We start from the raw sequence: 22,786 nt of genomic DNA, 5'->3' as shown, positions 1-22,786 counted from the left end.
TGATTAAATCGACATGCGCATCACTTCCTGATACGCCTCTACCATTTTGTTTCTGACCTGAAGGGTGGACTCAAATGCCACGCTGGCTTTCTGCGATGCAATCATCACATCAACCAGGTTGACGTTGGGGTCACCCTGCTCGAATGCAGTTTTGAGATCACCGGAGCTTTGCTGCAGTTCGTTGACCTGGCCTACGGCATTTTGCATGACTTTGGAGAAATCGACCCGGTTCGATGGCTGGCCCTGATCATCCTGCATCGGTGCTGGCTTGACCGTGTCAGACGCCTGCGCCTGCATGGCCCGCATCTGGGTTAAAAGCTGGTTGGGGTCAATCGCGTTAATCATAGTTGTCTCCGTCAGATAGTGTCTGTGACTGGTATATATTTATGCAGACTTCTTGCCAAATTTTTCGGGGATTTCTACACCCTGCTCACGAAAACGGGCAATCTTGTAACGCAGGGTACGTTCGCTGATACCCAGTTCACGGGCACTGAGACGGCGGCTGCCATGGTTTTTTTCCAGTACGTCGAGAATATGACGCTGTTCCTGACTGCGCAGATCGGCGGAATCTGGCTGAGGCTCAATACTCTGGGCGACAGGCGCCGGATCAACATCACCTGACAAAGACTCAAATACAATGTCCTCTGCCAGCAGGGTTTCGCCGCCCTGTAGAATCAGCGCACGCTGCAGCACATTATCCAGTTCACGTACATTACCCGGCCAGTGATGCGTCAGCATCTTTTCTCGGGCAGCGTGATCCAGCAGCGGAGTGACGCGACCGCTTTGGCTGGCATGTTTGCCCAGCAATCGCTGTGACAAGGCGAGAATATCGTCCCGGCGCTCACGTAATGGCGCTATTGATAAGGGGAAGACATTGAGCCGGTAGAATAAATCTTCACGAAAACGGCCTGCCCTGACTTCATCGCGCAGGGTGCGGTTGGTAGTGGCCAGCACCCGCACATCCAGCGACAGCACTTTGCGTCCGCCGATACGTTCCACCTCTTTTTCCTGCAACACTCGCAATAGTTTGGCCTGCAGGGCCAGATCCATTTCCGAGATTTCATCGAGCAGAATGGTACCGTGATTCGCCTGTTCGAATTTACCGGCGTAGGCTTGGCTGGCACCGGTGAACGCACCTTTTTCATAGCCGAACAGGGTCGCTTCCAGCATGTTTTCCGGGATCGCCGCACAATTGATGGCAACAAACGGCTTGTCCGCCCGCTGCGAATGGGTGTGAAGATATCGCGCCAGGACTTCTTTACCGGTGCCGCTTTCGCCGTTAATCAACACCGTGGCTTCACTATCGGCCACCCGTTTGGCCATCGCCTGTAGTTCTCTGGAACTGCGTGATTCGGCGACCATGTCCTCTTCCTGCTGACCCAACTGGCTGAGGTAACGCTGAACACGCTGCAGTAATTCTTCTGCCTCAAACGGTTTGAGCAGATAATCCGACGCGCCCTGATGCATCGCTTCTACAGCACTTTGTACCGTCCCGTAAGCGGTCATCATCACCACCGGCAGATCCGGTATCAAAGCCTTGGCTTTTTTCAGCAGTGTGTGACCATCCATGGGCTGCATTTGTAGATCGCTGAGCAGCAGGCCGACCGGTTCACTGGCCATTTTATCCAGGGCAGACTGACCATGTTCCATACCGCTGACCCGGTAACCCGCCAATTCCAGCGTGTCGCACAGTGCTCCCCGCAGATTGGCATCATCCTCAACTACCAGAATTGTTGACTGATTCATAAAACACACTCCTGTTGTTGTGCTGACGCCGCCTCTGCCCGCGCTTGTGACTGGTACATCGGCAGGCGCAGGGCAAAAGTGCTGCCCTTGCCTGGTTCGCTGTCAATCCAGAGGTGGCCTTTGTGCGCTTTAACGATTGAATGCACCACTGCCAGCCCCAGCCCTGTGCCGCTTGAACGCGTGGTGTAAAAAGGCGTCAGAATTTTTTCCTGTTCTTCTGCTGTGATACCGGGGCCGTTATCGGTGACACTGATATCAATCCAGCTCAGTCTGTTGTCGTCCTCGACAAAATCCGCTGACAAGCGAACCTGACCTGCTTCACCACAAGCCTGGCGGGCATTGTTAAGCAGATTATTGATAGCACTCACCAGGGCGGCTTGACTGCCGTAGATATGTCCGTCATTGACGTTGTTGCTGATTCTCAGCGAACTCGACTCAGATAGCGGCTGGGCATGATATTGCTGCTGTAGTTCATCGAGTAGGTTGCTGATGGCCACGGGTGAGGTCGAAGCCATACTGCCACGGGAAAAGGCGAGCATGTCTTTTACCAGTTGTTCCATATGCGTCAGACTATGCTTGAGCCGACCGGCAAAACGCTGACGGATTTGAGCATCGCCCTCGTCTTTCAGCAAGGGTGCCAGGTAAAGCAAGGCAGAAGACAGCGGGGTGCGGATCTGATGCGCCAGTCTGGCGGCGACTTCGCCCATGGTGGAGAGACGCTGCAGATGCGAGACTTTATTCTGCAGGTCACGCGTTTCTGTCACGTTCTGCAGCAGGATAATCTGACCCGGTTCGTGCCCCAGAGGACTGGTGGAAATATGCACCAGACGACCGTCCTGAAGCGACACATCGTGGCCATCTCCGGGCTGTGGTGCAAAAGCCCTGGCGATGATGTCGACCCAGCGCTCACCGGAGAGTGGTTCGCCCAGCAATTCAATTGCAGCGGCATTGGCTTCCTGAACTATCCCCTCGCCGTTAATAACGACAACGCCGGCCGGCAACACTTCCAGCAAACGGCTGTGGCGATCAGCCAATCGCTCAGCATTTTGCTGTTGCTTGACATCGTGATGGCGGCTGTTACCGGCTGGCTGCCAGTGTGACTCGGCCTGTTTGAAAGCACTGACCCTTTTGCTGATAGCCTGTGCAGGGCCAGCGGCGCTGGATAGTTTCAGATTCATAATTAACTGCTCCCTCCGGCAAAATGCCGTGTAGCGGGATTTGCAATTACTATGCCCGAAAATTTTTTCTTTTATTTACAATGCGTTAGAGCTTTACCGTTGGTGTTTTGTCAAAAGCCCGACGGCTGACCGCCAATCTTCAGTCAGCTTCTCTCTGTATTCCGTATTTACGCATTTTTTCCACCAGCGTGGTGCGGCGCATTTTCAAGCGCTGGGCAGCATGAGCAACAACGCCTTCCGCTTCATCCAGCGCTTGTTTGATCAGCATATATTCAAGATTGGCCAGATGCTCTTTGAGATTAATCCCTTCTTCCGGCAGGTTTTCCGTATCAAGCTCAGACACCGCGACGCTGGGCTGCGTCGTTTGCGGCTCGGGCACTGTCCCGGGAAGGTTACGGTGGGTGTCAGGTGACGGACCGGCATTAATCACAGCGGTGACCTGTTCGGGTAAGGCCTCGCCTTCCAACTGATATTTGGCTGGCAGATCATCATAATCAACCCGGCCATAGGGAAAGAGAATCACCAGCCGCTCCACCACATTGGCCAGCTCACGAACGTTACCCGGCCAGCTATAACGACAGAGTGAGATCATGGCTGCCGTCGTCAGGTTGATAGTGCCGCGGTTTTCATGCTCAATCCGTTTAATCAGTTCATTGACCAGAAGCGGAATGTCTTCAGGACGTTCACGTAAAGCCGGCATTTCAATCGGAAAGACGTTCAGGCGATAAAACAAATCCTCACGGAAACGGCCTTCAGTAATATGTTCTTCCAGGTTGCGGTGAGTGGCGGCAATCACCCTGACATCCGCACTTTGCGTTTTATTGCTGCCGACACGTTCGAATGTGCGCTCCTGCAAAACACGTAATAACTTCACCTGCATCGGCAAGGGCATATCGCCGATTTCATCCAGAAACAAAGTGCCGCCCTCAGCCAGTTCAAAACGGCCTTTACGTGCGGTGATGGCGCCGGTGAACGCGCCTTTTTCATGGCCAAACAATTCGCTTTCCAGCAGTTCGCCGGGAATGGCGCCACAATTGACCGGTACAAAGGGTTTGTCGCGACGATTGGAGAAGTGATGCAGATTACGGGCCACGACTTCTTTACCGGTGCCGGATTCTCCCAAAATCAGCACATTGGCATCAGAGTCGGCAACCTGATCCACCATGCGCTGAACCATTTTGATGGAGCGGCTGTTACCGACCAGAGAACGAAACAGGCTATTGTCATCCTGATCGTTGTTGGACTGGCCACGGTAGATGGTCGCCTGCTGCAGCGCGTTACTCAGCTGGGGATATTTGATCGGGAAACGCAACGAGCCGATGGTACCGGGAAATTCCTGAGATTCAGCATCAGGCAGGTCGAGCGTAAATACCGGAACGCGGGACTCGTGATTAACCAGCTCACGCAGCAATTGACGGGTAATGTGGCGGTTACCACAGTCACCAATAATGGCCATGACGATATCACTGAGATTATCAACCTGGTCAAACCAGATTGTCGGGTCATCCACCACCACCGGGCGGCAATTTACAAATTCGATAAGGGTCGACAGCTTCTCGCGCCGGTCAGAGTTTTCTTCCACGACCAGCACATGATTTCCACTCATACTAACTCCAGCTTTATTCCATGTTAATCGACAGTATCGAAACAATTATTTTGCAATGGAGTTAAGCATTTTTAAATCGCCATTGTCAAAAAAATGACAGGCATGAAAATCAGTGGGGGCGGTCTATGCCGCGAGCTTGTTGGTGTTAACTGGACTGGTACGCCGCGACCGCTTTACGATTTTTATTGAGATCGCTTAACTCAAGTCGAAGTGTCTGCTGCGCATCTCGGCAGATTTGTTCAAGCTGTTGATTATCAGCAATCATTGATTCCAGCAAAGCTCTGGTATCAAGTGTCTGCTGCTCCTCACCGAGCGGAAAGATCTGTTCCAGTAGCGCCGCCCTTTTCTGCTGCATTTCCGGCAAGGCCGACCATTTACGATCCTGCGCCATTTGCAGCATGGCACGCGTCAGGTCAACGGCTTGGCGTAATTGCGTGACAGCATTGTCTGACATTATTGGTATTCTGCCGGTATCGCATCCCAACCAGCTTTAACTTCCTGCAACAGGGTAGTGACCTCATCCAGAATGGCCGTCTCATTGCTGACGTTGGCTTCCAGCAAGCGACGTCCCATGTATTCGTACAGCGAGTCCAGATTAGAGGCGATATCACCGCCTTTATCGGCGTCCAGACTGGTACGCAGGCCCTGAATAATGTTCATGGCCCAGGTGATTTGCTTGCTTTTTTCAGCAATATCACCGCGGGCAATGCAGCCCTTGGCAGTGGCTAACTTGGATAATGCCCCTTCCATCAGCATCTGAATGATTCGGTATGGTGAGGCGTAATTAACCTCTGACTCAACGGCATTGCGGCCATAACCTTCCAGAGCTTTTTTATTGATCATGGATTGCGTCATCAAAACGACTCCCTATTATCCGTTCTGTCGATTGGCGGCAGGCATGGTGGCCAGTTGTTGTAACAGGAAATTACCGGAGTTACTCAGTTCACTCACCAGGGTGTCCAGTGCAGTGTACTGGGCCCGGATCCGCTGTTCGACAATCTCCAGCCTCGCTTCCATCCGGAACTCATCATCTTCAAGACGATCCAACTGCGTATTCAGACCATCTTCACGCGCCTCAATCAGACCATCATTGGCCAGCCAGCTGTCAGCCAAGGAGGCTAGTCGGTTGGCATAACCTTCACCTTCAGCTGCAAATAAATTGACAAATGAATTGAAGTCCGAGTTCAGCGTATCACTGACCGTATCCGTATCCACTTCCATCACGCCTTCTTCGTTGACGGAAATACCGGCTTCGATCAGGTAACTGAACTCTGAACCGGTGATATCTGAACCAACGTTGAATGCGTTGAAGATTGACTGCTCGATACTCAGGAGAGTGCTGTCGGCCTCCAATTGTCCTTTGCGCTGATTGTCAATTTCGGTGCGAAGCGCATTGTAGGCATCTGCAAACTGGGTGACTGCCTCCAGAATAGCTTCGTCATCACGAGTCACATTGAGGCTGGCAGTGCCGATGCTCTCAGCAGTGAAGCTGATGCCATCAACGGCATCGGTAATGGTGTTGCTGCTACTGGTCACGGTAAAGCCGTCAATTTCCACAACAGCATCACTGGCGCTGGAAATTGAGGTGGCATAATTGGTACCGGATGGCACATAAGTCAGCGCCGACAGTCCGGCATTATCGCCATCATTGCCGTCACCATCACCAGTGACGGAAACCTGCAGTGCATTATCAGTACCGGTTTCATCCGACGACAAAACCAGCCGGGCCCCATCATCACTGTTAACAATAGTGGCGGTGACGCCGGTGTTATCAGCTGACTCATTGATGGCATTTCGAATATCCGCCAGTGAATCACCGGCACCGACCGCAATACTGAAACTGTCAGCGCCAACTGAGAGATTCAGTGTGCCGCTGCCCGGCGCAGTGCTGCTGTCAGCGAAAGGGCCAAAAGCAATCTTGTCACGTTCAGCCAGCGCCTGAACATCAACAGCATAGCTGCCCGCCAAGGCATTACTGTCTACGTTGGCGGTAAATATATCTTCATCACTGGACTGGCCCTGGAAAACCTGGAAGCTGGATGCGCTTCCCAGACCGGCCATAGCCGATTGAAATTCAGAGATTTTGCTTTTCAGATTGCCATAGGCGCTGATCTGGGCACTGACCTGAGATTGCTCACTTTGCAATCTCTGAATAGGCCGACGCTCCAGGGCCACCAGCTGGCTGATAATGCTTTCGACATCCAGTCCGGAACCGATGCCGGCTGACGTTATGCTAGCCATGTTAAATCTCCACAATAAACCGTTACATTTTTACTGCAAATCCCGGGCCAGTCAGACCGAGATTTCCAGTAAAATACCACGGTACTTTTCCGCTGCGTTACGGGCATCAAGCAAAGCCTCTGACGGGATCTGCCTGACGACTTCATCTGTTTCCGAGTCAATGACTTTCACGACACTGTCGCCGCTGTTTTCATCCACTGTGAATTGTAAACTGCGGTTGAAGTTCTGCATGTAGTCATTCAGTTCAGTGACTTTTTGCTGCAGGGCTTCAGCCCGCTGTTGCCGCTCTAACTCCTGCTGCTCCAAGCTTTCTGACGTGGCGGTAGCTGATTGTTGCTTCTCTGAGACGACAAAAGCAGGTTCCACCGCTTGGGTGACCTGCTGCTTCGAATCAGTTTGCTTTGGCAACGTCGGGAGGCTTGACTGCACTAATAAATCGTTATTAGCCATCTTACCTATTCCTTTTTAAATCTGGTGAACCCGGAGCCGAAGCTCCGGGATGCCAGTTCAGTTACCTTATCCCAGCAACTGCAGTGCTGCCTGAGGCAGTGTGTTAGCCTGCGCCAGGATACTGGTACCTGCCTGCTGCAGAATCTGTGCACGGGTCAGGTTAGCAGTTTCTGCCGCAAAGTCCGCATCTTCGATACGGCTACGGGCTGCAGTCAGGTTTTCTGCATAGTTCTGCAGGTTAGAGATAACGGCCTCGAAACGATTTTGAATCGCACCGAATGTGGCGCGGGCTTCGTTGACAGTATCAATGTCGCTACTCAGATCTGCCAGTGCAGCTGATGCAGCGGCGGTTGTACTAACATCGACAACGCCTGTTGCTGCCAGGCCGGCGCTGAACGCGTTGATGCCGGTTAACTCTGTCAAATCGATAGAAATCTGGTTATTAGCTGTACCAGAAGACCCAACCTGGAAGTTGACAGTGGCACCACCACTCAACAAGTCAGTACCGTTGAAGTTGGTTGTAGCAACGATTCGAGAAATTTCTTGAGTTAACTGGTTAACCTCTGCTTGCAGACCATCGGCATTACCGACTGTATCGTTGGAAGCCTGTACAGCCAGCTCACGAATACGTTGCAGGTTATTCGCAATTTCGCCCAGTGCACCTTCTGCTGTTTGCCCCAGTGAAATACCGTCACCTGCGTTACGAACTGCCTGGTTGATACCGCGAATATCACGGGTCAGCTGGCCGGCAACGAACAAACCGGCCGCATCATCTTTGGCACTGTTGATACGCAGACCAGATGACAAACGCTCCAAAGAAGTGTTCAGAGAGTTTTGTGATTCATTCAGGTTTCTCTGTGCGTTCAAAGAAGCAACGTTAGTGTTAATAATAAGAGCCATGATTATCTCCTGACCGTCAGTACGCTCTCATTTAGCGTACTGTTTGTTGACTATGGCAGATATACATTACTGATGTATTTACCGCCTCCGACAACTTTAACGGCAGGAGCAAAAGATACTTTAGTAAAAAATAAAGAAACCTTTCCTCACCATCACCTTATTGTCCTAACGCCTGTTTCTCTGAAGTTTTTTAGCCCTGCAATAAAGTCAGCGCATTCTGTGGCAGCGTGTTGGCCTGTGCCAGAATCGAGGTACCAGCCTGCTGCAGAATCTGTGCACGGGTTAATTTTGCCGTCTCGGCGGCAAAGTCGGCATCTTCTATCCGGCTACGGGCCGCAGTCAGATTTTCGACATAGTTCTGCAGGTTGGAGATGACTGCTTCAAAGCGGTTTTGCACAGCACCATAGGTGGCCCGGGCACCGTTCACATCATCAATATCGCCACTGAGGTCAGACAACGCAGCAGAGGCTGCGGCCGTGGTAGTCACATCAATAACACCGGTAGCATCCAGTGCCGCACTGAAAGCGTTGATGTTGGTGATGTCATCCAACGTCACTGAAATCTGGTTGTTGGTATCACCCGAAGCACCGACATGGAAATTAACAGTTTCACCACCACTGAGCAGGAACCGACCATTAAAGTTGGTGGTGGATACAATACGGGAGATTTCCTGAGTCAGCTGATCGACCTCCAACTGCAGACCAGCAGCATTACCCACTGTGTCATTGGATGCCTGCACGGCGATTTCTCGAATCCGCTGGAGGTTGTTGGCAATCTCGCCCAATGCACCCTCAGCTGTCTGGCCGAGAGAAATACCATCCGCAGCATTACGAATTGCCTGATTATTACCGCGTACATCGCGGGAAATCTGACCGGCAACAAACAGGCCTGCAGCATCATCTTTAGCGCTGTTGATACGCAGACCGGATGACAAACGCTGCAAAGATGTATTCAGGTCACTTTGGGACTCATTCAAATTGCGCTGCGCATTCAGAGACGCAATATTGGTGTTGATGATCAATGCCATGACTTTACCCTCTAAAATGGTTGTCTATGCTGTTAATTACCACGCCATTGCGTGGGCACAGACCAGGTAAAGCATGATATGTGCCATCAAGCTTTCATCGCTCTCCCCCCAGCCATTGTATTGCGCTGCTCGCTCGCCTGAAACTCAGCTGTGGCGAGGGATGAGAACCATTCACCCAAGTGATCTTCTAAGAAGTAATGTTGTTCTACCCAGGCTTTCAGGTTATCACCGGCTTTTTGCAACGCAGCCGGATCGGCAAGGATTTGCCGGATTGCCGCCAGCCATTCTGCCCTCTGGTTTGCAACCCGGATAACCGGCGCATTTTTTGTCTGGTAGGGGAAGATATCAGAGCAGATCACCGGCCAGCCCATGATGCCATATTCCAGCAGGCGCAAGTTACTCTTAGACCGGTTAAAGTCATTGTCTTCCAATGGCGCGATCGCCAAATCAAGATTCAGTGAAGCCAGTTTTTGCGGATATAACTCGATATCTACAAATTGATGTTCTTCTGTGATAAACGGCTTGATTTCTGCCGGACACATCCCGAAGAAAATCCAGTCAACCTCATTGGCTGTTTCTTTAACTACATCGATAATCAGTTCAAGGTCGCCCTGGTGCTGTTGTGCACCGGCCCAGCCAACCCGAGGCTTGCTCGATTGCTGCCGTAGACTCTTTAGTCCCTGCCACTTCTCTTTTTGTAACCGGTTGGGAATGATCTGGATGTCATCAATCATTTCTGCGCACATATCTGCCAGTGGTTGCGTCGATACAATCAGACGGTCACAGAAGCCCAGCACCCTTCTGAGTCTGGCTCGAGCATCTCGGTAAGCAGCCTTCATACGTCGATATTGCGAGCTCTTCTCTGGCAGGTCGTGCAGGAGATCATCCAACATGAAAATCACTTGGACTTCTGGCTTGAATTCGCGGTAAATCTGCAACAGCTCTATTTCTTTATCGCTGATCGCATTCTGCATCACGACGGTATCCGGACTCATTCTCTCCAGCTCAGTGATGCTGAGGTGGTGACTTCCGAATTCACAAAGTGCCAACCCTGACTTGGCCAGTGAGGAAAAAGGCTGTTTCATTCTGTAGTCACCCGAACCGCCTCTCACCGGTAGACCATAAACTCTAAGACGCAGATGGTGCTCAATATCCCAGTTCTGCAACGCCCCCACATCAATGTCAAACTCATGCTTACGCAATGACAGATTCTTGTTATAGGCGGGATCATTCGCCAGAAGTGGCAGCCACGTATTAAGCATGTAGCGTTGTTCTCTGCGTTTGTTCAAAGCTTTTTTTGCAATGCTTTCAACATCGGAGTAGAACCCGTTTTCTATCGACTTCAGGCTTACACTGCAGTGGTGAATGGCTATCGCAAATGGTGTCCAAATCACTCGATAACCTTGCTTACCGACACGAAGACAAAAGTCTACATCGTTATAGAGGACAGCCAGGTTCTCACTGTCCATCCCGCCCAGTTCCTCGTATATCTCACGCTTGACCAACATTACTGCTGCGGTAACAGCAGAGTAACTCTGGTCCAGGCGAGCCCGCTCCATGTGCGAGGTGCTGTTAATTGTCAGCAGTTCGTTGAATGGATGATCTGCGATTTCGCTGATTCCAAGCACGACACCAGCGTGCTGAATGCGGCCTGACTCCGGGTAAAGTAATCTTGCACCGACAACCCCCACATCCTCGCGCTGACCATGATTCATCATTCTATCAAGCCATTCAGGCTGAATAATTTCAGTATCGTTATTAAGCAATAGTAGGTATTCGCCTGTTGCCTGCTGCGCCGCCCAGTTATTCATTTCAGAGAAGTTGAAGGGCTTATCAAATGACAAGACACGCACTTTCTCGGGATAGGCTTTTGTCAGCTCCTGGTAATAGCTCAGAGTGTCGGGATCAGTACTCTGATTATCAACAACAAGCACTTCGTAGTCAGGGTAAGTCGTTTTATCCAGCAAGCTCTCCACACAAGGCTGCAGAAACTCGAGCTTGTCTTTTGTCGGAATGATGATGCTTACTTTAGGCTGACGCTGGTGCAGGTATGTAATGCGATAGCTGTTATCAACATAGCCGGCATTAATTTCCACCGGCAGCTTTTGTCTATCGAAATGCTGCTGTAAGGCAATTTCTCCGGCCTTGGAATCAAATGGCCTGTCGACTTCACCACTCTTGTGGGTCAATACATCAGCAACATGGGCAAATGCCGCATCACCGAAAGTATCAAACCAGCGCAACGCAAGGTCGTAGTTTTCAGCGCCGGGCAATGCCAGAATGCCACCCGCCTGAATTAGGTGTGCAACTGGCACCCAGCCATTACCGATGTATGGGGAAGAACGCAGCAAATCGAGATTAAAGTCCGGTTTAAAACGGGGAAAGCCTCGAATGCCCTTGTCATCAACCTGGTCATCATCTGTGTAAATAAAGCTGCAGCCAGGATTAAGGTTTATGGTGTCGGCAATTTTTGCCAGTGATTGCTGACTGTACTGCACACCGGGCTCTACAAAAGTTACCCAATGCCCAGGATATTTCGCTATCTCTTGATTGAGTGCATCGTAGGGATCCTCCTGATCTTCCAGGGTGCGCCAGTGCAGAAACTCGGTCTGCTCAAATATCACATCCGGAGCTGGCGCAAAGCCGACGACAGTCAGCTGCCAGCTTTTCAATAACTGGCCAGCCAAGGAGTCTATAGTGTCGGCGAGCAGATGCTCTTCGCCAGGCAGCACAAACATAAAAGTGTGCATGGTGGGTTGCTGGTGCCAATGCAATACCATCCGCTCGGCCAACACCTCGGCATCGACCTCTCTCAGCTCATGCCTGACTATCCATTGCTGGTAATTGTCGTGCTGAAGTGTCGATTTGAGGAGTTCCAGACATTGCTCCATGGCAGAGGACAAGCTTGATTCGCGTGACAGTAGTTTGATGTTATTTTTAATCTGTCTACGGGCAGAGGAGTCAATGAAGATTTGTTCACTGTAATTGGAGGAATTGATGGCACGGACAACCAAATCCTGCATTTCACCAATAAATTCCAAATCGCTCTGACTGAACAGATTTATGGGCTTGCCATCACCAGAGTTGAGTAACTGACCTTTCAGCTCAGTTATCGTGGCTTCTGCCTTTTCCAGCGATTGTTTCAGTTGAGTGGGCTGCATTCTGATAGCCAAGGCAACCGCCTTCAATCCATCAGAGCTGCCAACGCTGAGGCCAGACACCAAACTCTGAAACTCAATCTCCTTCTTGAGGTAATAATCAATATCCTGAGGATTATCCGTCAACTGACTGGTGACCAGCGCAGACAAGTCTGCAATGTTCAGGGATGTCCCCGGAGCGGGCTGCGCGACGGTTCCAACCCTGGCCAGAGAGTGAAAAAGGCCCCTGAATATCGCATGACTAAGGTCTATTTCAGTCCATGGACTCCATTCAAGATCAAAAAACTTCGATTTGCCTGTCTCATCAATAATCAGGTTAAAAGGTGTAGCATCGATATATTCACCCGGTAAAACATACCGTTCACCGGACAGCTGTGAATGCTCAAGCAGTGCCTGCATCAAAGGATGTGCCCATTCCAGAATTTGATTGGCATTCCATCCGGCTTTATTGACAATAGGGAGCAACGCATTGAAAAGCAGTTCGCCCGCAATCAATGGTTCAGAGTCAGGAAACTTCACCCAATCAGGCTTTTCTCCCCCTGCCAGAAGACGGCGATAAACACGTAACTCATTATCCTTGGCCAGGATACTCACTTCCTTGGCAAGCAGTTTCTGACGGCCCTGTGAATACTGGAAAGCCACACCATGCTTGTTGTTTTGCCAGTTTCCTTTGCCTTTTTTGGCAATAACCATGAATGAGTTTGCTAAGTCACCGACAAGCCGGTTTTCTATAAGGCCTCTGGTTGCCGCACCTTCTGAGAGTGTTTTTTGATAAGAGGCACTCTGGACAGGTGCAAAAGCGGTGGACAAAAGGTTATTCAAAACAAATTCGGGCTGATCCATAGCCAGATCAGTCAGCAATAAGTTGGGTAGCTTGTAGTCAGGGAACGGATAGTAAAATTCAACTTCAGAGAAGTTGGCTTGTTTGATGATTCTGGTCAAATCATGACGGCCAAAAGTGACAGCCTCACCCTCTCCGTACAGGCTCTCAATTCCGTAAAAGGGAACACCCTGATGATCCTCATATGCGCCGGCCCAATACTTCAAACCCAACTTGTTCTCAATAGCCACTATCAGAACGCCATCCGGTTTCAAAAATGAGCGAGCCAGACTCAATGCCTTACTCACAGGGTCTGCACCACCGATGAATTTTCTACTGTATTCCAGCACACCAATCATCGTGACAACATCGAATTGCTCTTCAGTTTCAAAGTCCTGAAAGTTGTCGTTGTAGACTTTCACATTATCCAGATCACGACACCTGGCTGCTGTTATGGTGGCTCTCCTGAAGCTGCCTTCTACACAAGTTAAGTCACACCCTACCTCTCCTAGAAAGCGGCTTATCGCACCACACCCAGAACCTAGTTCGAGAACTTTTTTTCCATGTAAATTTTGTTCTAAGGGCCGAAAAAGATTAGATCGCAAGGGTGAGAGGTGATACTTGGTTGGCCAGTCTGATATATGTTCTTGTAATTCTTCAGATCCTGTCGATAGATCATTGCACGACTGAATGGTGTCAAGAATAATCTCCTCAGTTCTATCACCATCGCTATAAGCAAATACAGCATTACGATCACGAGAATAAACGCGTGTTTCCTCATTGAAGGTGTATGTTTTGTTTTCCATAGTTATCTCTGCTGGTGAAGACTCAGGTTGATTGCTTTTATGCTAGAGGTATCTGGATGTGTGCTTCACAACCCAAAGTGAGCTCTACAGAGCTCATACAGACTCTGACCGGACCGACAACCGCACTCATTTGTAAATTTAGACGCTCTAGATAAAGTTAAATAAAGACAGCCCCTGCACTTTAACATAGGCCTGTTGTGCTGCCTGCAGCCCCACAGACTGCTGGTTCAGGCGGGTGATGGCTTCGGCGTAGTCCAAATCTTTGAGTTGAGAGCGGTTGCTTTCCAGGCTGGCAATGCTGGCCTCATTCACGGCTCGTTGCTGATCGACGGCATTCAGTCTTGTGCCTACTGCTGTTCTGGCACCGAGTACCTGGCCCAGAGAGGTGTCGATGTTAGACAGAAAGTCGCCATTGTTGGGGGCGGTGGAGACATCATTGTTATTCAGCGCGGTAGTGAATTCATCGATGGTCTGAAAAATTGCCTCAGTGCTGCCATCCAGATTATTGGTCACAAAAATCTGGTCGCCGGGCTCACTGACTTCGACCAGGTAGCCACCACCCACTCTCACATTTCGCTGGCCACTGTCTCCGTTGTAGGCATATGTACCCGGGTCAAAGGCCTGGGTGTTGGATTGGTAACCGGAAAACAGGTATTCACCATTGGCGTCGGTCGAGTTCGCGAGACTCAGCAGGCTCTGTTTAAGCTGATCCATTTCCTCGGCGATCGCAGCCCGGGCGTTAGCGTCATTACTATCGTTCAGCCCCTGAACGCCGAGCTCTCGAATCCGCTGCAGGATGTCTGCCGCACTGTCCAGCACACCATCAGTCACGCTGAGCTTGCTCTCGGCCACATCGGCGTTGCCCTGGTATTGTTCGGTCAAGTTCAGGTCACGCTCAATACCCAGAATTCTGACTGCAGCAACCGGGTCATCTGAGGGTGAAAGAATGCGTTCACCGGTGGAGACCTGCTGCTGTGTTTTGGCGAGCTCAGTCTGCTGACGCAGCATCGACTCGACACTTTGCTGCTGAATATAGTTAGTTGATATACGCATGCGGGACTCCTAAACGGCGTTAATCAGCGAATCAAAGATGGTATTGGAGACCACGATAATCTGTGATGCTGCCTGATAAGCCTGCTGATACTTGATCAGATTGGCGGCCTCTTCATCCAGGTTGACGCCGGACACGCTGTCAAAGCGCTGCTTGGTCTGTTGTAACAAGGCCTGCTGGGTTTCCTGGCTGACTTCTGCCTGCCGGGTTCGGGTGGCGACATCAGACACAATCACCCCATACTGATCAGCCAATGAGCGAGTCACTGGCGGCGGGCCGGCACTGACCTGTACCAGACTGTCATCAGTCTGTAAGTCAGCCAGGGCCAGGGCATTTTCATTATTACCGGTACCGATATTGGTGCCGGATGAAGCGGCAATGGCTCTTGGGTCGGTGATGACCATATTGATATCGGCGGCAGTCGTTGCCGACGGGTCGAACAGGTTGCCGCCTGCATTGCCATCCAGATCAAAGCCGTTACTGTGTGCGTTGTTAAACGCCGTGACGACTGACTCTGCTAACAGATCCAGTTCGCTCCGGGTGTTGTCGATAATATCACTACGAAATTGTAAAGCACCGCCGAGGCTGCCACCGGTGACCTGATTGGTAATATCAATCTGAGTAGGCCCAAAGCCGATGTTCAGGCGCGGTGGATTAAAGGAGCTGTCGCTGATAGTGGATAAATCCACCTGTGAAGCCCCTACTACCAGCCCCTGACCACTACCGACAAAGACATTGACGGTGCCATTACTCTGTTCGACCGTGGTGACAGAAACATATTCGGAAAGTTTGTTGATTAATTGATCACGCTTATCGAGCAGATCATTGGGGTTGGCACCACTGGCTGAGCCTTTGGCTTCCAGAATCGCCTGGTTGAGCTCAGCAATGCCCTGACTCAGATTATTGATGTCCTCCACCGCCACACTGATATCGTTATCAATATTACGTTCCAGTTGGCCCAATTGAGAGTCCAGCGTGTTGAAGCGGCTGGCAAGAAGTTCCCCCTGGGTCAGCATCACCTGCCGGGCAGAGATGGAGGTTGGATCGTTGGCAACTTCCTGGATGGAACCGAAAAAAGCATCAAAGCCATCGTTAATACCCAGCTCGGACGAACCCAGCAGATCATCAACCTGATTCGAATAGGACAGAAAGCTGCCCTGCTGTGCTTCCTGTGAGGTGTAACTTCTAACCTGACTGGCCAGAAAGTTATCGTAAATGCGTTCAACACCATTGACCGTCACCCCGGCGCCCAAATAAAAGTCACCCTGGTAACTGGACGGACGTGTCACCTGGTCTGCCCGCTGGCGGGTATAGCCTTCAGTGTTGATATTGCTGATATTGTTACTGGTGGTCGACAGTGCTGTCTGCGCTGCGGTCAACGCCGAAGTACCGATATTCAGAATGCTCATATTCTTGTCCTCATCTCATATCAGCCCCGGTCAGAACAGCTTCATGTCCAGCGAGACACGACTGAGCGTATCGCCATTCATAATGCGTTTAATCTTGTCGGCATACTGCGGGTCGGTGGCATAACCGGCTTGATGCAGATGCTCGATGAAAGCTTCAGCATTACCAACATGCTGCAGCGCTTGTTGGTAGCGTGGCTGTGTCTGGAGAAACTGCACATAATCGTCAAAGCTCTGCTGATAGGAGTCATAAGCGCGGAACTGTGATTGTTCCTGCAGGGCTTTTCCTCCGCGGAACTCCAGTGCCTGCTTGTTAATGGTGTCACCTTCCCAGCCATGGGCCTTGATATTGAACAGGTTGTGGCTGCTGCCCTGCTGATTGGACAGGACATATTGCCCCCAGCCAGTTTCCAGCGCAGCCTGAGAAAGGATCACTTCCGGTTCAACGCCCAGCTTGTTAGCAGCCTGTTCTGCATAGGGCCAGAGCGTCTCAACAAATTGTTGCGGCGAGGTAAACTGCTCAGGCAAAGTCTGAGTTGGCATTGCTTCAAGCGGCTTAGCTTGCTCGGGCTTGGCTTCACGGATCTGTTCAATGATTTCCTGGTTGACCCTGATGCCCAGCGCCGGTCTCACCGTTACGGTATCGATACTGAAGCTCTGACCGGGCAAGGCTGTCTGGCTGTTAGCGTAACGCTCACCACCGAGCTGACGCATGATCACATCCTGCAAACCCAGTCCGCCTCGTGAGGATAAATCTGAAGCCAGCTGCTGATCGGACATATCCCGATACATTTTGCTCTGCTCTGAGTCGAACAGGCCTTCTGCCAAACTCGCCTGTCGCATTGATTTCAGCATCATGGTGACAAACAGCGACTCAAACTGACCGGCAACCTGGCGCAAAGTCTGCTGATCACTGTCATCCTGAGCGGCTTTGCTCCGCAATTGATTGAGACCGTGAAAATCAATCGCCGACTGAGCAACTTTGGACTCAAGCGCCATGATCAGATCACCACCAGCTCAGCACGAAGCGCACCCGATTGTTTCAGCGCCTCAAGAATCGCCACCAGATCGCCCGGTGCCGCACCCACCTGATTGACAGCGCGGACAATCTCATCCAGCGATACGCCCGGATCAAACACAAACATGCGGCTGTCTTCTTCAGTGATTTCCACATCAAAATTGGGGGTGATCACAGTCTGTCCCTGCGATAGGGGATCAGGCTGGCTGACTTCGGCGTCGGCAGAAATAGTCACGGACAGATTGCCGTGGGTCACTGCCGCTGGACTGACACGGACATGCTGACCGATAACGACCGTGCCACTTCTGGAGTTGACTACGACTTTGGCCGGCGCCTCGCCCGGGTTCAACTCGAGGTTTTCAATCAGAGATAAAAACGGCACACGCTGACTGGGATCGCGCGGCGCGTTGACTTTAACCGAGGAGGCATCCATCGAACGCGCGGTGCCTTTGCCCAGTGTGTGGTTAATGGAATCAGTGAGTCGGCTGACGGTAGTAAAATCCGGGTTATGCAGATTCAGAATGATGTGGTCCCCGACATTAAAGGCATTTTTCACCGTACGCTCGACTGTTGCGCCGTTAGGTACACGGCCTGCACTGGGAATATTTACCGTGACCCGCGAACCATCAGCAGCATCGGCACCGAAACCACCGACAACCAGGTTGCCCTGCGCCATCGCATAAATATTACCGTCAGCGCCTTTCAAAGGTGTCATCAGCAGGCTGCCGCCACGCAGACTTTTGGCATCACCCAAAGATGACACGGTGACATCGATCTTCTGGCCGGGTTTCACAAAGGGCGGCAAGTCGGCATGAATCGACACGGCAGCCACATTCTTACTTTTCGGATCGGTGCCCGGCGGAATATTGATGCCCATTTCCACCAGCATGTTACGCAGGCTCTGACCGGTGAACTTGGTTTTATCACCAGTACCATCCAGGCCCACTACCAGGCCGTAACCGATCAACTGGTTGGAACGTACCCCGGCAATGGAGGCCAGGTCCTTGATGCGTTCTGCCTGAACCACACCGGTTACCAGCAGTAAAACAAAGGTCAAAAACAGTTTCATTTTCATCTTGCTACCCTCAGAACGGCATCAGCGCACTGGCAAAGAAACGGCTAAGCCACCCCATCACATTGGCATCATTGGTCGGGCCATCGCCGACATAGGCGATCTGGGCGTCGGCAATTCTTACCGACGAAACGGAATTATCTGCCTCTATGTCACGTGGGCTGACAATGCCCGACAGGCGGATATATTCATTGCCCTGATTGATGGTGATGACCTTTTCACCGCGGACAAACATATTGCCGTTTGCCAGCACTTCCACCACCGAGACACTGATATTGCCGCTGAGCAGGTTGTTTTGTTCGCTCTCCCCCTCGCCTTCGAAATCCGTTTCGGAACCGAAGTTAAAAGCCAGGTTATTGTTGCTGGTGTTATCCAGCGGCAAAGCGCCGGGCAGACTGAACTCCGGGCTGGCACCAAAAATTGTGGGGTTGGCAACGCTGCTGCTGTTGGTTTTATTGACCGTGGTTTCGGTCTCTTTCTCAGCATCGGTCTGCTCTTCCAGTCTCACCGTCAAAATATCGCCAACCCGGCGGGCACGGTAATCTTCGAACAGGGAAATGTTGTTGCGCGCGTCAAAAATAGCGCCATCGTGTTTTTCCTGTGGCTGAACCGGCACCGGTCTCACCGCCGCATAGGCCGGGTCACGTTTTACCGTATTACCACCACAGGCCGACAATAATGCCGCACTGAACAGGACGAGAAATGACAGCACTGATCTCATGATCACTCTCCGCAAAAAAGCTTTGTTCTAACTTCTTGCAGACTTTGTGCCAGTCTCCTGTTTTGTCGCTAATACGCCCCCAAACAGTGAAGTAACAGTTCCTTCCCCCTCTGATGGGGGAAGGTTAGGATGGGGGTGCTTATGCACATTACGGAATCAATGCTCATGGATGAAGTACTCAAAGAACGTGCCCGCCATTTACGGAAAAACATGACGGACGCTGAACAAAAGCTGTGGCAGAACGTCCGCCAGAGACAATTGAACGGCCTTAAATTCAGGCGTCAGGTGATAGTTGGTGAGTATATTGTCGACTTTGCCTGTTTTGAGGCAAAGCTCATCATAGAGCTAGATGATGGGCAGCATGCCGAAAATACACATTACGATGATAAACGAACACAATATCTGACACAGCAGGGTTTTCAGGTAGTTCGTTTCTGGAATCATGAAGTATTAAATCAACTCGATGCAGTGTTGGAGCGTGTTCTGAAGAAGCTATGTCGGGGAAAGCAGTTTTAATTTGACGCCCCCTCACCCTGCCCCTCTCCCGCCAGGGGAGAGGGGATCATCTTGCCGCAACCAAGTGATAACCGCTTTACGCTATTTATTCTGAAATAAAGTCAGCAATTATAGATTCTGACTGGCGTACTGCAGCATCTGATCGGAGGTGGAAATCGCTTTCGAATTCATCTCATAAGCCCGCTGGGTCTCGATCATATTAATCAGTTCGGTGACCACATTGACGTTGGAGGTTTCCAGTGCGCCACCGACCGTCGTGCCAAAACCATCCAGCCCTGGTGTGCCGATAATCGGTGCGCCGCTGGCTGCTGTTTCCTTGAACAGGTTTTCACCGACAGGCTGCAGACCGGTCGGGTTTACAAAGTCTGCCAAATCCAGGTTGCCGACAATCGTCGGATCGCTGTCACCAGCTGATAAAACACTGACTGTGCCGTCTGAGCCAATGGTAATGCTCTGGGCATCTTCAGGGATGGTAATGCCTGGTTCCAACTGGTAGCCATTGGACATCACCACCTGGCCGGTGGAATCAAGCTGGAAGGTGCCGTCACGGGTGTAGGATATGGTGCCGTCCGGCATCAAAACCTGGAAGAAGCCCCGGCCCTGAATGGCGATATCCAGCGCATTCTGTGTCTGCTGGATATTGCCCTGGGTATGGAGTTTTTCGGTGGCCACTGTACGCACACCAGTACCGACCATCAGACCAGAAGGTAACTGGGTGCTAGTGGATGACTGAGCACCAGGCTGACGCATGGTCTGGTACAGCAGGTCTTCAAATACCGCCCGGTCCTGTTTAAAGCCGGTGGTATTCACATTTGCCAGGTTATTAGAAATAACCGACATTCTGGTTTGCTGGGCATCCAGACCAGTTTTAGCAATCCACAAAGCCTGATTCATACTCTTAACTCCTCAATTAAAGCCGCTTTCGTTAAGCGCGACTTAGCCACCCATCTGCATTAAACGTGCCGATGCAGCACTGTTTTCCTGGGTGGTTTTCATCATCTTGACCTGCATTTCATATTGACGCTGCAGTTCGATCATCTTGACCAAAGCACCGACCGCGTTGACATTGCTGCTTTCCAAAGTGCCGGAAGAGACCTTTACAGTGGCATCCAGAGGTGCTTCACCGCCATCACGCATGCGCATCAGGCCATCGCTGTCTTTAAACACATTCTGCAGCTCCGGTTTGACCAGTTTGATGCGATCCAGCACTGCCAGAGCATTGGCAGCTTCACCAATCGGACGAATAGAGATAGTGCCATCACTGCCGATCTCGACTTCTTCCGCTGGCGGTATCGCAATCGGACCGCCTTCGCCCATCACGGCCAGACCGGTGCCGGTCACCAACTGGCCAGTCTCGGTAATGTGTAAATCACCGGCACGGGTGTAACCTTCGCGGCCGTCTTTACCCTGCACGGCAATAAAGCCCTCGCCCTGTACCGAGATATCCAGATCACGACCGGTCGACTGCACCGAACCCTGCTGATAATCAGTCGCAGGTCGTTCGGTCATGGAATAGACCCGGGTCGGCAAACCTTCGCCGAATACCGGCATACTGCGGAACTGCTCAAAGTCGGCGCGAAAACCGGTGGTGTTGATATTGGCAAGGTTATTGGCATTGGTCGCCTGCGCCTGCATGGTCTGCTGGGCGGCGTTCATGGCAATAAAAAGGCTGCGGTCCATAGATTTATCCTCCCAAAGCCCTGCTATCAGGCAGGGCCCGGAACAGAAGGTGACTAACGAAGGTTGATAATGGTCTGAGTGATCGCGTTATTGGTCTCGATCGCTTTGGAGTTGGCCTGGAAATTCCGTTGGGCGGTAATCAAACCCACCAGTTCCTTGGTCAAATCGACGTTTGAGGTTTCCAGTGCACCAGCCTGAACCTTGCCAAAACTACCGGTTGAAGCCTCACCAGCAATCACCGGACCGGAATCCGTGGTTTCTTTCCAGGCGGTGTTACCAATTTTATTCAACGCTTGTGGATTGGCAAAATCGCCCAGAGCCAATTTGCCGATAGGAACAGCCTGACCATTACTGTAGGTGGCGCGGATCAGGCCTTCTTCACTGAAGTCGACCCCGGTCAGACGACCAGTCGGGAAGCCATTCACCGTCAGTGCACCCACATTAAATGAGCCGGAGTTTTGAGTTGAACCGCCCAATGACAGGTTCACTGTCTGGGTATCAGCACCACTGGCCCATTCTGAGGCAGCGCCATCAGCAAAAGACAAGGTAATCGGATCAGGGTTTACCGTGTCCAGCGTACCATCAGCATTGAAACTCACTCTTGCACCGGTCTCCAGAGCAAACGGTGTGCCTGGTGTGCCCCCTTTCACCTCACCACCATCAACATAGGCAGCCATCTGCCACTGGTTATCTCCTGCAGCTGGTGTTCCGGCATTGGAGTCAATGTGTTGATAATAAGTTGTCACAATGTGCTCATTACCCAGTGAGTCATAAATGGTGGCAGAGGTCGAAAAGCTGTAACTGTCTGGGTCAGAAGGGTCAATGGCTAGAATGCCACCCGCACCGTCATCAATACCCGGAGAAGTAGAAGGCAGGTTAGTGGCAATATTCAAATCCGTCGTTGCTTCCGGCGCACCAAATGAAGGTGGCAGTTGCACAGGGCCGGTCGCATTCATACTTGTGGCTGAAATCTGGCCGCTACTATCAACGGGAAAAGCGCGCAGGTACCAGCCCTCATTCGAGACGATGTAGCCATCTTTGTTCACACCGAACTCGCCAGCTCGGCTGTAAATGACTTCGCCACTATCCAGTTCAGGCGCCATGGCGAAGAAGCCTTCACCACTAATCGCCAGATCCAAAGCGTTATCAGTAAACTCAAGATTACCCTGACTGAATTGCTGCGCCACATTCTGCAGCACCGCGCCATTGCCGATTGCAGTTTTACTGGTGGTGCCGAAAGCTGAAGTCGCAAAAACATCACCAAACTCAGCCCGTGACTCTTTAAAACCGGTGGTATTGACGTTGGCAATGTTATTGGATTTAACATTCAAGTCCGCTGTGGCTGCATTGAGACCGCTTAATGCTGTACTAAAAGACATGGCATGTCCTC

The 22,786-nt window shown here is 51.3% G+C and carries 20 protein-coding genes; 1 reads left to right on the top strand and 19 read right to left on the bottom strand.

What is annotated here, in order from left to right; genetic code table 11:
* Positions 1-3 precede the first annotated feature (3 nt).
* From fliE to Q0X64_RS02950, 16 genes are all read right to left on the bottom strand, one after another.
* Complete coding sequence (gene fliE, locus Q0X64_RS03025) at positions 4-345, bottom strand: flagellar hook-basal body complex protein FliE (protein ID WP_297808903.1); 342 nt, start codon at positions 343-345, stop codon at positions 4-6.
* Between the two features lie 39 nt (positions 346-384).
* Positions 385-1,746 (bottom strand): sigma-54 dependent transcriptional regulator, encoded by a 1,362-nt coding sequence (locus Q0X64_RS03020; RefSeq protein WP_297808901.1) that lies wholly within the window; start codon positions 1,744-1,746, stop codon positions 385-387.
* Positions 1,743-2,924 carry an ATP-binding protein gene (locus Q0X64_RS03015; protein WP_297808898.1) on the bottom strand — a complete coding sequence of 394 codons (1,182 nt, stop codon included), beginning with the start codon at positions 2,922-2,924 and terminating at the stop codon, positions 1,743-1,745. Before Q0X64_RS03015 ends, Q0X64_RS03020 begins: the two co-directional genes overlap by 4 nt.
* 139 nt (positions 2,925-3,063) lie before the next feature.
* On the bottom strand, positions 3,064-4,530 hold the full coding sequence (locus Q0X64_RS03010; RefSeq protein ID WP_297808896.1) for a sigma-54 dependent transcriptional regulator: 1,467 nt from the start codon (positions 4,528-4,530) through the stop codon (positions 3,064-3,066).
* Positions 4,531-4,675: 145 nt separating this feature from the next.
* Positions 4,676-4,984 (bottom strand): flagellar protein FliT, encoded by a 309-nt coding sequence (locus Q0X64_RS03005; RefSeq protein WP_297808894.1) that lies wholly within the window; start codon positions 4,982-4,984, stop codon positions 4,676-4,678.
* Complete coding sequence (fliS, locus tag Q0X64_RS03000; protein ID WP_297808891.1) at positions 4,984-5,385, bottom strand: flagellar export chaperone FliS; 402 nt, start codon at positions 5,383-5,385, stop codon at positions 4,984-4,986. Before fliS ends, Q0X64_RS03005 begins: the two co-directional genes overlap by 1 nt.
* A gap of 15 nt (positions 5,386-5,400) precedes the next feature.
* Positions 5,401-6,771, bottom strand: a complete 1,371-nt coding sequence (gene fliD / locus Q0X64_RS02995; protein ID WP_297808888.1) for a flagellar filament capping protein FliD — start codon at positions 6,769-6,771, stop codon at positions 5,401-5,403.
* A gap of 51 nt (positions 6,772-6,822) precedes the next feature.
* A complete protein-coding gene (locus Q0X64_RS02990) occupies positions 6,823-7,221 on the bottom strand; it encodes a flagellar protein FlaG (RefSeq protein WP_297808885.1) in 399 nt (132 codons plus the stop codon).
* A gap of 66 nt (positions 7,222-7,287) precedes the next feature.
* Positions 7,288-8,121, bottom strand: a complete 834-nt coding sequence (locus Q0X64_RS02985) for a flagellin (RefSeq protein WP_297808883.1) — start codon at positions 8,119-8,121, stop codon at positions 7,288-7,290.
* A gap of 190 nt (positions 8,122-8,311) precedes the next feature.
* A complete protein-coding gene (locus Q0X64_RS02980; RefSeq protein WP_297808880.1) occupies positions 8,312-9,148 on the bottom strand; it encodes a flagellin in 837 nt (278 codons plus the stop codon).
* A gap of 86 nt (positions 9,149-9,234) precedes the next feature.
* The gene (locus tag Q0X64_RS02975; protein WP_297808877.1) at positions 9,235-13,932 is read right to left on the bottom strand and encodes a glycosyltransferase; all 4,698 of its coding nucleotides are present in this window, start codon (positions 13,930-13,932) and stop codon (positions 9,235-9,237) included.
* 147 nt (positions 13,933-14,079) lie between these two features.
* A complete protein-coding gene (flgL, locus tag Q0X64_RS02970; RefSeq protein ID WP_297808874.1) occupies positions 14,080-14,985 on the bottom strand; it encodes a flagellar hook-associated protein FlgL in 906 nt (301 codons plus the stop codon).
* 9 nt (positions 14,986-14,994) lie between these two features.
* The gene (gene flgK, locus Q0X64_RS02965; protein WP_297808872.1) at positions 14,995-16,392 is read right to left on the bottom strand and encodes a flagellar hook-associated protein FlgK; all 1,398 of its coding nucleotides are present in this window, start codon (positions 16,390-16,392) and stop codon (positions 14,995-14,997) included.
* Positions 16,393-16,422: 30 nt separating this feature from the next.
* Positions 16,423-17,388, bottom strand: a complete 966-nt coding sequence (gene flgJ / locus Q0X64_RS02960; protein WP_297808870.1) for a flagellar assembly peptidoglycan hydrolase FlgJ — start codon at positions 17,386-17,388, stop codon at positions 16,423-16,425.
* A gap of 2 nt (positions 17,389-17,390) precedes the next feature.
* Positions 17,391-18,482 (bottom strand): flagellar basal body P-ring protein FlgI, encoded by a 1,092-nt coding sequence (locus Q0X64_RS02955; protein WP_297808867.1) that lies wholly within the window; start codon positions 18,480-18,482, stop codon positions 17,391-17,393.
* A 10-nt stretch (positions 18,483-18,492) separates the two neighbouring features.
* Positions 18,493-19,200: a flagellar basal body L-ring protein FlgH gene (locus Q0X64_RS02950; RefSeq protein ID WP_297808864.1), complete on the bottom strand. Its 708-nt coding sequence runs from the start codon at positions 19,198-19,200 to the stop codon at positions 18,493-18,495.
* 165 nt (positions 19,201-19,365) lie between these two features.
* Here Q0X64_RS02950 and Q0X64_RS02945 point away from each other — a divergent pair, with 165 nt between their 5' ends.
* Positions 19,366-19,716 (top strand): DUF559 domain-containing protein, encoded by a 351-nt coding sequence (locus Q0X64_RS02945; protein WP_297808862.1) that lies wholly within the window; start codon positions 19,366-19,368, stop codon positions 19,714-19,716.
* Positions 19,717-19,824: 108 nt separating this feature from the next.
* Here the strand turns inward: Q0X64_RS02945 and flgG are convergent, their stop codons facing one another.
* The 3 genes from flgG to flgE are packed head-to-tail and all read right to left on the bottom strand — an operon-like array spanning position 19,825 to position 22,775.
* Complete coding sequence (gene flgG, locus Q0X64_RS02940) at positions 19,825-20,610, bottom strand: flagellar basal-body rod protein FlgG (protein ID WP_297808860.1); 786 nt, start codon at positions 20,608-20,610, stop codon at positions 19,825-19,827.
* A gap of 42 nt (positions 20,611-20,652) precedes the next feature.
* Positions 20,653-21,396 carry a flagellar basal-body rod protein FlgF gene (gene flgF / locus Q0X64_RS02935; RefSeq protein ID WP_297808858.1) on the bottom strand — a complete coding sequence of 248 codons (744 nt, stop codon included), beginning with the start codon at positions 21,394-21,396 and terminating at the stop codon, positions 20,653-20,655.
* A gap of 53 nt (positions 21,397-21,449) precedes the next feature.
* A complete protein-coding gene (gene flgE / locus Q0X64_RS02930) occupies positions 21,450-22,775 on the bottom strand; it encodes a flagellar hook protein FlgE (RefSeq protein ID WP_297808856.1) in 1,326 nt (441 codons plus the stop codon).
* Positions 22,776-22,786: the final 11 nt, after the last annotated feature.

The organism is uncultured Methylophaga sp., assembly GCF_947259025.1.
Classification (GTDB): domain Bacteria; phylum Pseudomonadota; class Gammaproteobacteria; order Nitrosococcales; family Methylophagaceae; genus Methylophaga.
Note: the sequence above shows the minus strand (reverse complement) of the source record. Positions and strands in the feature narration are given on the sequence as shown.

What these genes read in the sequence shown, in the direction of transcription:
- fliE (WP_297808903.1), bottom strand. Translation starts at nt 345, where the DNA reads ATGATTAACGCGATTGACCCCAACCAGCTTTTAACCCAGATGCGGGCC.
- Q0X64_RS03020 (WP_297808901.1), bottom strand. Translation starts at nt 1,746, where the DNA reads ATGAATCAGTCAACAATTCTGGTAGTTGAGGATGATGCCAATCTGCGG.
- Q0X64_RS03015 (WP_297808898.1), bottom strand. Translation starts at nt 2,924, where the DNA reads ATGAATCTGAAACTATCCAGCGCCGCTGGCCCTGCACAGGCTATCAGC.
- Q0X64_RS03010 (WP_297808896.1), bottom strand. Translation starts at nt 4,530, where the DNA reads ATGAGTGGAAATCATGTGCTGGTCGTGGAAGAAAACTCTGACCGGCGC.
- Q0X64_RS03005 (WP_297808894.1), bottom strand. Translation starts at nt 4,984, where the DNA reads ATGTCAGACAATGCTGTCACGCAATTACGCCAAGCCGTTGACCTGACG.
- fliS (WP_297808891.1), bottom strand. Translation starts at nt 5,385, where the DNA reads ATGACGCAATCCATGATCAATAAAAAAGCTCTGGAAGGTTATGGCCGC.
- fliD (WP_297808888.1), bottom strand. Translation starts at nt 6,771, where the DNA reads ATGGCTAGCATAACGTCAGCCGGCATCGGTTCCGGACTGGATGTCGAA.
- Q0X64_RS02990 (WP_297808885.1), bottom strand. Translation starts at nt 7,221, where the DNA reads ATGGCTAATAACGATTTATTAGTGCAGTCAAGCCTCCCGACGTTGCCA.
- Q0X64_RS02985 (WP_297808883.1), bottom strand. Translation starts at nt 8,121, where the DNA reads ATGGCTCTTATTATTAACACTAACGTTGCTTCTTTGAACGCACAGAGA.
- Q0X64_RS02980 (WP_297808880.1), bottom strand. Translation starts at nt 9,148, where the DNA reads ATGGCATTGATCATCAACACCAATATTGCGTCTCTGAATGCGCAGCGC.
- Q0X64_RS02975 (WP_297808877.1), bottom strand. Translation starts at nt 13,932, where the DNA reads ATGGAAAACAAAACATACACCTTCAATGAGGAAACACGCGTTTATTCT.
- flgL (WP_297808874.1), bottom strand. Translation starts at nt 14,985, where the DNA reads ATGCGTATATCAACTAACTATATTCAGCAGCAAAGTGTCGAGTCGATG.
- flgK (WP_297808872.1), bottom strand. Translation starts at nt 16,392, where the DNA reads ATGAGCATTCTGAATATCGGTACTTCGGCGTTGACCGCAGCGCAGACA.
- flgJ (WP_297808870.1), bottom strand. Translation starts at nt 17,388, where the DNA reads ATGGCGCTTGAGTCCAAAGTTGCTCAGTCGGCGATTGATTTTCACGGT.
- Q0X64_RS02955 (WP_297808867.1), bottom strand. Translation starts at nt 18,482, where the DNA reads ATGAAAATGAAACTGTTTTTGACCTTTGTTTTACTGCTGGTAACCGGT.
- Q0X64_RS02950 (WP_297808864.1), bottom strand. Translation starts at nt 19,200, where the DNA reads ATGAGATCAGTGCTGTCATTTCTCGTCCTGTTCAGTGCGGCATTATTG.
- Q0X64_RS02945 (WP_297808862.1), top strand. Translation starts at nt 19,366, where the DNA reads ATGGATGAAGTACTCAAAGAACGTGCCCGCCATTTACGGAAAAACATG.
- flgG (WP_297808860.1), bottom strand. Translation starts at nt 20,610, where the DNA reads ATGAATCAGGCTTTGTGGATTGCTAAAACTGGTCTGGATGCCCAGCAA.
- flgF (WP_297808858.1), bottom strand. Translation starts at nt 21,396, where the DNA reads ATGGACCGCAGCCTTTTTATTGCCATGAACGCCGCCCAGCAGACCATG.
- flgE (WP_297808856.1), bottom strand. Translation starts at nt 22,775, where the DNA reads ATGTCTTTTAGTACAGCATTAAGCGGTCTCAATGCAGCCACAGCGGAC.